This is a genomic window from Phenylobacterium sp., from assembly GCF_031360265.1.
Taxonomy (GTDB): Bacteria; Pseudomonadota; Alphaproteobacteria; order Caulobacterales; family Caulobacteraceae; genus Phenylobacterium.
The window spans coordinates 1-9528 of the sequence record NZ_JANMBF010000143.1; the positions used below are offsets into that span (position 1 = coordinate 1).

At 66.7% G+C, this 9528-nt stretch carries 13 protein-coding genes; 10 read left to right on the forward strand and 3 right to left on the reverse strand.

Annotated elements, in window-relative coordinates; translation table 11 throughout:
• Nucleotides 1-7 precede the first annotated feature (7 nt).
• The 6 genes from rplR (at nt 8) to RMN86_RS13535 (ending at nt 3886) form a co-directional block, all read left to right on the forward strand.
• Nucleotides 8-367: a 50S ribosomal protein L18 gene (gene rplR / locus RMN86_RS13510; protein WP_309606373.1), complete on the forward strand. Its 360-nt coding sequence runs from the start codon at nt 8-10 to the stop codon at nt 365-367.
• Nucleotides 368-377: 10 nt separating this feature from the next.
• Entirely contained in the window at nt 378-968 is a 591-nt protein-coding gene (gene rpsE, locus RMN86_RS13515; RefSeq protein WP_309606374.1) for a 30S ribosomal protein S5, read from the forward strand.
• Between the two features lie 5 nt (nt 969-973).
• The gene (rpmD, locus tag RMN86_RS13520; RefSeq protein ID WP_309606375.1) at nt 974-1150 is read left to right on the forward strand and encodes a 50S ribosomal protein L30; all 177 of its coding nucleotides are present in this window, start codon (nt 974-976) and stop codon (nt 1148-1150) included.
• 198 nt (nt 1151-1348) lie between these two features.
• Nucleotides 1349-1840: a 50S ribosomal protein L15 gene (gene rplO, locus RMN86_RS13525; protein WP_309606376.1), complete on the forward strand. Its 492-nt coding sequence runs from the start codon at nt 1349-1351 to the stop codon at nt 1838-1840.
• Between the two features lie 77 nt (nt 1841-1917).
• Nucleotides 1918-3264, forward strand: a complete 1347-nt coding sequence (gene secY / locus RMN86_RS13530; RefSeq protein ID WP_309606377.1) for a preprotein translocase subunit SecY — start codon at nt 1918-1920, stop codon at nt 3262-3264.
• 49 nt (nt 3265-3313) lie between these two features.
• Entirely contained in the window at nt 3314-3886 is a 573-nt protein-coding gene (locus RMN86_RS13535; protein WP_309606378.1) for an adenylate kinase, read from the forward strand.
• Here the strand turns inward: RMN86_RS13535 and RMN86_RS13540 are convergent.
• On the reverse strand, nt 3855-4931 hold the full coding sequence (locus RMN86_RS13540) for an adenosine deaminase (protein ID WP_309606379.1): 1077 nt from the start codon (nt 4929-4931) through the stop codon (nt 3855-3857). The genes RMN86_RS13535 and RMN86_RS13540 overlap by 32 nt on opposite strands.
• Before the next feature lie 217 nt (nt 4932-5148).
• Between RMN86_RS13540 and RMN86_RS13545 the strand changes: the two genes are divergently transcribed.
• Nucleotides 5149-5556, forward strand: a complete 408-nt coding sequence (locus RMN86_RS13545; RefSeq protein WP_309606380.1) for a GFA family protein — start codon at nt 5149-5151, stop codon at nt 5554-5556.
• 70 nt (nt 5557-5626) lie between these two features.
• Here the strand turns inward: RMN86_RS13545 and RMN86_RS13550 are convergent, their stop codons facing one another.
• Both RMN86_RS13550 and RMN86_RS13555 read right to left on the reverse strand, forming a co-directional pair.
• Nucleotides 5627-6121: an AAA family ATPase gene (locus RMN86_RS13550; protein ID WP_309606381.1), complete on the reverse strand. Its 495-nt coding sequence runs from the start codon at nt 6119-6121 to the stop codon at nt 5627-5629.
• A 167-nt stretch (nt 6122-6288) separates the two neighbouring features.
• Complete coding sequence (locus RMN86_RS13555) at nt 6289-7614, reverse strand: amidohydrolase family protein (protein ID WP_309606382.1); 1326 nt, start codon at nt 7612-7614, stop codon at nt 6289-6291.
• 337 nt (nt 7615-7951) lie between these two features.
• Between RMN86_RS13555 and rpsM the strand changes: the two genes are divergently transcribed.
• The 3 genes from rpsM to RMN86_RS13570 form a co-directional block, all read left to right on the forward strand.
• The gene (rpsM, locus tag RMN86_RS13560) at nt 7952-8320 is read left to right on the forward strand and encodes a 30S ribosomal protein S13 (RefSeq protein ID WP_309606383.1); all 369 of its coding nucleotides are present in this window, start codon (nt 7952-7954) and stop codon (nt 8318-8320) included.
• Between the two features lie 13 nt (nt 8321-8333).
• Nucleotides 8334-8723 (forward strand): 30S ribosomal protein S11, encoded by a 390-nt coding sequence (gene rpsK / locus RMN86_RS13565; RefSeq protein WP_307345562.1) that lies wholly within the window; start codon nt 8334-8336, stop codon nt 8721-8723.
• 77 nt (nt 8724-8800) lie between these two features.
• Nucleotides 8801-9528, forward strand: a 728-nt coding sequence (locus tag RMN86_RS13570; protein ID WP_309606384.1) for a DNA-directed RNA polymerase subunit alpha, incomplete at its 3' end; no start/stop codon positions are given.

Consider the following 9528-nt stretch of genomic DNA (forward strand, 5'->3'; position numbering starts at 1 on the left):
GTAGGTCATGGCTCTTTCCTCCCGTGATTCCGCCCAGAAGCGCGCGCAACGCACGCGCATCCGGCTGCGCAAGCTGGCCAACGGGCGTCCGCGCCTGTCGGTCTTCCGTTCGTCGAAGAACATCTACGCCCAGGTCATCGACGATGAGCGCGGCGTGACGCTCGCCGCCGCCTCGTCGCTGGAAGGCTCCGAGAAGACCAGCAAGGGCGCCGACAAGGACGCCGCGGCCCGGGTCGGCGCGCTGGTGGCCCAGCGGGCCATCGAAAAGGGCGTCAAGGACGTGGTCTTCGACCGCGGCGGCTATCTCTATCACGGTCGGGTGAAGGCGCTGGCGGATGCCGCGCGTGAAGCCGGCCTGAACTTCTAAGGAACGCTAGATGGCTCGCAGAGACGACAACCGCGGCGGTCGCAACAATCGCGAAGACGAACGCGACAGCGACATCGTCGAGAAGCTGGTGCACATCAACCGCGTCGCCGCCACCGTGAAGGGCGGGCGCCGGTTCTCCTTCGCCGCCCTGATGATCGTCGGCGACCAGAAGGGCCGTGTCGGCTTCGGTCACGGCAAGGCGCGTGAAGTGCCCGAAGCCATCCGCAAGGCGACCGAGGAAGCCAAGAAGACGATGATCCGCGTGCCGCTGCGCGAAAGCCGCACCCTGCACCACGACGGCAATGGCCGCTGGGGCGCGGGCAAGGTGATGGTCCGCTCGGCGCCGCCCGGCACCGGCGTCATCGCTGGCGGTCCGATGCGCGCGGTGCTGGAAACCCTGGGCGTCCAGGACGTGGTCGGCAAGTCGGTCGGCTCGTCCAACCCCTACAACATGGTGCGTGCGACGTTCGAGGCGCTGAAGGCTCAGTCTTCGCCGCGTCAGGTCGCCTCCAAGCGTGGCAAGAAGGTCTCTGACGTGATCGGCCGCCGCGCCGATGGCGCCTCGACGCCCGCCGCCGACACCGCCGACGTCGAAGGATAAGAGCGATGGGAACCGTCACCGTTCGCCAGACCGGCAGCCCGATCCGCCGCAAGAAGGATCAGCGCGCCACCCTCGTCGGCCTGGGCCTCAACCGCCCCGGCCGCGTGTCCACGCTCGAGGATACCCCCTCGGTGCGCGGCATGATCGCCAAGGTCGCCCATATGATCGAGGTGGTCGAGTAGCGCTTTTCCCTCCCCTTCATGGGGAGGGCAGGCCGGCTTGCCGGCCGAGGGTGGTGAGGCCGCGTTCAAGCTCGGAAATCCGAGCCTGACCCATCATTCCCCACCCGGCCCTTTGGGCCACCCTCCCCATGAAGGGGAGGGAATACATCAGCCGAGTCGGGGCCTCCGCTCCGGCGATTGATCTCCAAGGAGAGGCACATGACCAAGCTCAACGAACTCAGCCCCCGTGACGGCTCGACCAAGGGCCGCATGCGCGTCGGCCGCGGCGGCGGTTCCGGCAAGGGCAAGACCGCCGGTCGCGGCGTGAAGGGCCAGAAGGCGCGTTCCGGCGTCGCCATCGCCGGCTTCGAAGGCGGCCAGATGCCGCTGCACATGCGCATGCCCAAGCGCGGCTTCAACAACATCAACCGCAAGGACTTCGCCGAGGTTAACCTGTGGCGCCTGGAACAGGCGATCGCGGCTGGCAAGCTCGACGCCAAGACGCCCATGACCGCCGAGGTGCTGATCGCCGCCGGCGTTGTGCGCCGCGAGCTCGACGGCCTACGCCTGCTGGGCAAGGGCGTGCTGACCTCGAAGATCGACATCACCGTCTACTCGGCCTCCGCCGCAGCGGTCGCGGCCGTCGAAAAGGCCGGCGGCACGGTCACCACCACGAAGAAGGAAGCGCCCGCCAAAGAGGCCGCCGCCTAGACGTGAGACATTCCGGCCTCGCAAGTGAGGCGGGTCCGTCCTATCTGGTGAGCACCACGAGTCAGGGGAATTGGTGAATGGCTTCGGCCGCTGAACAACTCGCAGCGAACATGAACGTCGAGGCCTTTTCCAAGGCCACGGAGCTTCATAAGCGCCTGCTCTTCACCATGGTCGCGCTGATCATCTATCGGGTCGGCTGCTACATCCCGATCCCGGGCATCGACATCGCCGCCTTCTCCCAGGTGTTCCAGAGCCAGGCCAAGGGCATCTTCGGGATGATCAACATGTTCTCGGGCGGCGCCGTGCAACGCATGGCGGTCTTCTCGCTGAACGTGATGCCCTACATCTCCGCCTCGATCATCGTGCAGCTGCTGGGGACGGTCTATCCGCCCTGGGAAAAGATGCGCAAGGAAGGCGGCGAGGCGGGGCGCAAGACGCTCAACCAATATACCCGCTACCTGACCGTGGTGCTGGCGCTGTTCCAGTCCTTCGGCATCGCCATGGGCCTGCAATCGAGCCATGTGGTCGACCACGCGGGCCTGTTCTTCACGATCTCGACGGTCGCCACCCTGACCGGCGGCACGCTGTTCTTGATGTGGCTGGGCGAGCAGATCACCAGCCGCGGCGTCGGCAACGGCGTTTCCCTGGTGATCTTCGCCGGCATTGTCGCGGTGTTTCCCCGCTACATGGCCCAGGCCTTCTCGCTGGCCACCACCGGGGCGATGAGCGGCGGCGTGCTGATCGTCATCTTCGCCCTGGTGATCGCGGTGACCGTGGCCATCGTCTTCATGGAACGATCGCAGAGGCGGCTGCTGGTGCAGTATCCCAAGCGCCAGGTCGGCAACCGCATGTTCGGCGGCGACACCTCGTTCCTGCCGCTGAAGATCAACACCTCCGGTGTCATCCCGCCGATCTTCGCCTCGTCCCTGCTGCTGCTGCCGGCGACGGTTATGGGGTTCGCGGCCAACGCCAACCTGCCGCCGTGGCTGCAGTGGCTGCCGGGCGCGGTGGGCGAGCTGCAGCATGGCCGGCCGCTGTTCATGCTGCTCTACGGCGCGCTGATCGTGTTCTTCTGCTTCTTCTACACCTCCGTGGTGTTCAATCCCGAGGACACGGCGGAGAACCTGCGCAAGTACGGCGGCTTCATGCCGGGCATCAAGCCGGGCCGGCGGACGGCGGAATACCTGGACTATGTGCTGACCCGCCTGACGGTGATCGGCGCGGCCTATATTGCCATCGTCTGCCTGCTGCCCGAGGCCCTGATCGGCTTCTACAACGCCCCCTTCTACATGGGCGGCACCTCGGTTCTGATCGTGGTCAGCGTGACCATGGACACGGTGACCCAAATCCAGTCACACCTCTTGGCGCACCAGTACGAAGGCCTGATCAAGAAATCCAAGCTGCGGGGCAACCGCGGCCGCTGACGGGGGAAATCGCAGGTCCCACCAAGAGGATCGGCGACGGAGGGGCTTTATGAATCTGATCCTGTTCGGACCTCCCGCGGCGGGGAAGGGGACCCAGGCCAAGCGCCTGGTGGACACCCGCAAGATGGTCCAGCTGTCCACCGGCGACATGCTGCGCGCGGCCATTGCCTCGGGCTCGGACCTTGGCCAGCGCGTGTCCGGGATCATGGAGCGCGGCGAGCTGGTCTCCGACGCGATCGTCATCGAGCTGATCGCTGAGCGCCTGCCCGAGGCAGAGGCCGCCGGCGGGGCGATCTTCGACGGCTTCCCCCGGACCCTGGCCCAGGCCGAAGCGCTGGATCGGATGCTGACGGCCCGCGGCTCGCGCATCGACCTGGTGGTGCGGTTGAAGGTCGACGACCAGGCGCTGATGGCGCGCGTCGCCGGTCGTTTCGCCCAGAGCGGTCGCCCCGACGACAACCCCGAAAGCTTCAAGGTCCGGCTCAGCGCCTACAACGCCCAGACCGCGCCGTTGCTGCCCTACTACGTGGACCAGAAGAAGCTGGTGGAGGTTGACGGCATGGGCTCGGTTGACGCGGTGGCCGCGGCGATCAACGCGGCGCTGGCCGGGCCGCGCGGGTAGCCGTGCCTTCCCCCGGTACGGGGGAAGACCCTCGGCGTCTGATCACGTACGCGTCGATCGCTGCCAGGTGCGCCGCAGCCTCCGCCGGGGTCAGGAACGCGCCGGTGAAGCTGTTCTTCGCCAGCGTCACCAGCTCAGCCCGCGTGAGCCCAAGCGGCGGCGCCGCCGCTCGCCAGTTTTCCCCCAGATATCCGCCGAAATAGGCCGGGTCGTCGGAGTTGACGGTGGCTTTGAGGCCCAGGTCCAGCATGCGCTTCAGGGGGTGGGCCGCGAGATCGTCCACCACGCGGAGTTTCAGGTTGGAGAGCGGGCAGACGGTGAGCGTCATGCCCTCGGCGGCGAGGCGCTTCACCAGGGCCGCATCCTCCAGCGCCCGGTTGCCGTGGTCGATGCGGTCCACCTTGAGGATATCCAGCGCCTCCCAGACATAGGCGGGCGGGCCTTCCTCGCCGGCGTGCGCCACGCGCCTCAGGCCGCGCTCGCCAGCGGCCTTGAAGACGCGGGCGAACTTCGACGGCGGGTGGCCGAGCTCGGAGGAGTCCAGGCCCACGCCGGTGATCGCGTCGAGCCAGGGCTCGGCGGCCTTCAGCGTGGCGAAGGCGGCGTCCTCGTCCAGATGGCGCAGGAAACAGAGGATCAGCTTCGACGTGATCCCAAAACTGCGTTGCGCCTCGGCCATGCCCGACAGCAGCCCTTCGACCGCGACCCGGAACGGCAGACCGCGGTCGGTATGGGTCTGGGGATCGAAGAACAGCTCCACGTGGCGGCAGCCGTCGGCGGCGACGCGGCGGAAATAGGCCAGGGCCAGGTCGTGGAAGTCCTGCTCGGTCATCAGCACGCCTGCGCCTTGGTAATAGATGTCCAGGAAGTCCTGCAGGTTGGAGAACGCATAGGCCGCGCGCACGTCTTCCACCGAGGCGAAGGGCAGGGCGAGGCGGTTGCGGCGCGCGAACGCGAACATCTGCTCCGGCTCCAGGCTGCCCTCGATGTGCAGGTGCAGCTCGGCCTTGGGCAGGCCGGCGATGAAGACGGAAAGGTCGGTCATGACGCCACCTTACCTCCGCCGCGCAGCGGTGGGAGGGGGACCCGTCGCCGAAAAGCGACTGGTGGAGCGGGCAAGCCGCAGGCTGTGCAGATCAACCAACCCCTTCGGGCTCGGCGCGTGGGGGCTCGCCCCTCGCTAGGATCGCTCCATGTGTAGCTCAGCTGCTATGGGCATCCTTACCCGCAGAGGCATGTCCGCAAACAACTGGAGATCCACAATGTCCGAGCCCCTGACCGGCGGCTGCCTGTGCGGCGAGATCCGGTACGTTGTCGATGCGGCGGTCGAGAGGCTGGCCGCCTGCTATTGCACCGACTGCCAACGCATGACGAGCGCGGCCGGCTCGATCAATGCCGTCGTCCCCGCCAGCGCGTTCCGGCTTACAAAGGGTAAGACCAAGGTCTTCACCAAGACCGCTGACAGTGGCCACGCCCTGCACCGGCATTTCTGCGGCGACTGTGGCAGCTGGATCTACAACCCGATGGGCGGCGATCCTGAGCAGATCGTCCTGAAAGCGGGCGCCTTCGACCGCCATGAGGGCATGAAGATCGTGCTTAATCTTTGGACCCGCAGTCGGCCGCCGTGGGCGCCGATGGACGCCAGCCTTCCGACCCGTGAGACGCGGTAGCCGCCATTCGCCCTGGAAGTGGAATCGCGGTGACACGGCGGAACAACAACAGCCGGCGGCGACCGGGGGCTCAGTCCACCTTCCATCGATCGTAGAGCGCCAGTTCATCGGCCGTGGGGCGTTCGAACAATTTCGACCACCTGAGGAGTTCTGCCTTTGTGATCTCAAACGCGCCAAAGGGCCGGTCCATGTTCCGGCGCGAGAGCCGGCTCCAGAGTTCATCGACGGGAGGGTCAAGGAGGCAAAGGACAACCCGCGCTCCGACCTCGCGAGCGCCGGTGCGGTAGATGTCTCGTTCCGCTCTCGCCCAGACCCCCCAGTCCAGAACCACATCGCAGCCAAGCTCCAGGGCGCGCACGGCTGTCGGCCATTGCAGGCGCTCGACTCTGCCCCGAAACGGTCCGGCTTCGGCTTCCGATGTGGAAATGCCTGGGTAGAGCTGATGCAGCCACTCGTCAGCCGTCAGGCGAAGCGCGGGAACCTCCTGTTCGATCCGTTCGGCGAGCGTCGTCTTGCCCGACCCCGGCAGCCCGCAGGTAAGGTAGAGCGTCGGCGCGTGGTTCACCTCGGGCCAACCGCAGGCTTCAACGCTTTGGGCGCGGTACGCCGACGTTCACTTCCAACCGACTGCACGCTCCCCCCCGCTGTTCCGGGGCGAGCCTACGCGTGAGGCGAGCCCGCGGACAAGACGGCAGGGTTGTGAGGTCTCGCTCAGGTACCTGATAGTCAAGCCTACTTCGCCACCGCCGCCCCGCCCGCCTTCACCACCACCCCGCCCTTCATCACGAACGCCACCGTCTCCAGCACGCGCACGTCCTTCAGCGGGTCGCCGCTCACCGCGATGATGTCGGCGTAGCGGCCGGGCTGGACCGAGCCGATGTCGGCGGTGTCGCCGATCAGGTCGGCGGCGTTCCAGGTCGCGGCCTTGATGGCCTCCATCGCGGGCATGCCGGCGGCGACCATCAGGGCGAATTCCTGGGCGTTCTCGCCGTGGGCCGACATGCCGAAGGTGTCGGTGCCGAAAGCGATCTTCACCCCGGCCGCGTAGGCGTCGTGCAGGTTCCTCAGCATATGGGGCACGACAGTCAGCGCCTTCTGCGCTGTCGAGGGGTTGAGGTCCTCGGGGTGGGTCCTGGCGTGCTCATAGACGCGCGAGCCCACCAGCATCGTCGGCACCAGATAGGCGCCGTGGGCCTTGTAGAGCCGGTAGCTCTCGGCGTCGGAATAGGTGCTGTGCTCGATGGAATCGACGCCGAGCACGATCGCGTGGTCGATGGCCTGTTTGCCGTGGGCGTGGGCCGCGACCTTCATGCCCAGCGAATGGGCGGTGTCGATCACCGCCTTGATCTCGTCGTCGGTCATCAGTTGCAGGGCCGGATCGTCGCCGATCGACATCACCCCGCCCGACGGCATGATCTTGATCAGGTCGGCGCCCTGGCGGCGCAGACGGCGCACAGCGCGGCGGGCGGCCTCGGGACTGTCGATCAGGTTGTCAGTCCAGCCGGGATGGGCCAGCTCCGGATCCAGCCCGTTGAGGGCGTCGCCGTGACCTCCCGTCGGTCCGAGCGGCGTGCCGGCCACCCACATCCGCGGCCCGGGGATCTGCCCCGACGCGATGGCGTGCTTCAGGGCGACAACCACGCCTGTCTCGCTGCCGACGTCGCGAATCGAGGTGAACCCCGCCATCAGGGTGCTCCGCACGTTGAGCACGCCGTCGATAGCGTCATCATAGTTGGTGCGCGTAATCGCGGTGTGGATCGGGTCGCCCTTGTGGAAGCTCTGCGTGATGTGGACGTGGTCGTCGATCAGGCCCGGCAGGACGGTGCTGTTCGACAGGTCGACGATCTCCGCGCCCTTGGGGCTCACATATCCCGGCTGGACCGAGGTGATTCGCTCCTCGTGGATCAGGATCGACACCTGGGTCTGGACATCCTTGCCCGTGCCGTCGATCAGCCGCCCGGCGTGGATGACCAGGTCCCTGGCCGCCGCCGGCGCCGGGCCTGCCGCCAGCAGCGCCACGACGCCCGCTACAACCCGCAATATGTCTCGAAATCCCATCGGAGGCTCCCCAGTTTCGGGGCAAGGTGACGGCGCCGGAGCGGCGCGCGCAAGTGTGACCCTGTGCGCGGCATTGCCTCCAGCGCCCCGTTCATGCTTTTGTCAGGCGTCCCGAGGCAATGTTGAGGGGCGCGGTATCGACCCACGCGGGCGGGGAGGCCCCTTGCGCGCGGCCTTTTCCGTTCATAATTGGATGTTTCCGTTGTTGACGGAACCGCAACGATCCCTATAACGAGGCGCTTCCGCGAAAGAGCGCGAAGGACGAACCGGCTTGACCTGCGGGGCAAGTGGCCGGGGCGCCGTTCGCGCTTCGTTGCGTGACCAGGAGAGATTTCACGTGGCCCGTATCGCTGGCGTCAACATTCCCACCAACAAGCGCGTGGTTATCGCGCTGCAGTATATCCATGGCATCGGCCCCGCCAAGGCGCGGGACATCGTCGCCAAGGTCGGCATCGAGGACGCCCGCCGCGTCAACCAGCTCAGCGACGCCGAGGTGCTGCAGATCCGCGAGACCATCGACCGCGACTTCACCGTCGAGGGCGACCTGCGCCGCGAGACCGCCGTCAATATCAAGCGCCTGATGGACCTGGCCTGCTACCGGGGCCTGCGTCACCGCAAGGGCCTGCCGGTCCGTGGCCAGCGCACCCACACCAACGCCCGCACCCGCAAGGGCCCGGCCAAGCCGATCGCCGGCAAGAAGAAGTAAGAGAGCTTAGTCGATGGCCAAGGAACCGGCGCGCGTCAAACGTCGCGAACGCAAGAACATCACCTCGGGCGTGGCGCACGTGAACGCCTCGTTCAACAACACCATGATCACCATCACCGACGCCCAGGGGAACACCATCTCCTGGTCCAGCGCCGGCACGATGGGCTTCAAGGGTTCGCGTAAATCGACGCCCTATGCCGCGCAGATGGCGGCCGAGGATGCCGGTCGAAAGGCCGCCGAGCACGGCGTCAAGACGCTGGAAGTCAATGTCTCGGGTCCGGGTTCGGGCCGTGAATCGGCGCTTCGCGCCCTGCAGTCGGTGGGCATGACCATCACCACCATCCGCGACGTGACGCCCATTCCGCACAACGGCTGCCGGCCGCCCAAGCGCCGGCGCGTCTAGAGTAACGAAGTACCGTACTTCCCTGCGCCGGACCGCAATGGCGGCCGGCGATCCTGCGTTTCAAGGGACACCCATCCGTGATCGAAAGAAACTGGAACGAGCTTATTCGTCCCGAGAAGCCGCAAATCGAGACCGGCGCCGATGCGAACCGCAAGGCGCGCATGGTGGCCGAGCCGCTCGAGCGCGGATTTGGCGTGACGCTGGGCAACAGCCTGCGCCGCGTGCTTCTCTCATCTCTGCAAGGCGCCGCTGTGACAGCGGTGCAGATCGACGGCGTTGTGCACGAGTTCTCCTCGCTTGAGGGCGTGCGCGAGGACGTCGTCGACATCGTGCTGAACATCAAGCAGCTGGCCGTGCGCATGCACGCCGAGGGCCCCAAGCGCATGACGCTGCGCGCCACCGGCCCGGGCGTGGTGACCGCCAGCCAGATCGAGGCCCCCTCGGACATCGAGATCCTCAACGGCGACCACGTGCTCTGCACGCTGGACGACGGCGCCCAGGTGCGCATGGAATTCACGGTCCAGACCGGCAAGGGCTATGTGCCGGCCGAGATGAACCGTCCGGAAGACGCTCCGATCGGCCTGATCGCCGTCGATGCGCTCTATTCGCCGGTGAAGCGCGTCGCCTATCGGGTCGAGCCGACCCGCCAGGGCCAGAGCCTCGACTATGACAAGCTGATCATGGAAGTAGAAACCAACGGTGCGGTCAGCCCCGTTGACGCCGTGGCCTACGCCGCGCGCATCCTCCAGGACCAGCTGCAGATCTTCATCACCTTCGAAGAGCCGAAGAAGAAGGTCGAAGGCGA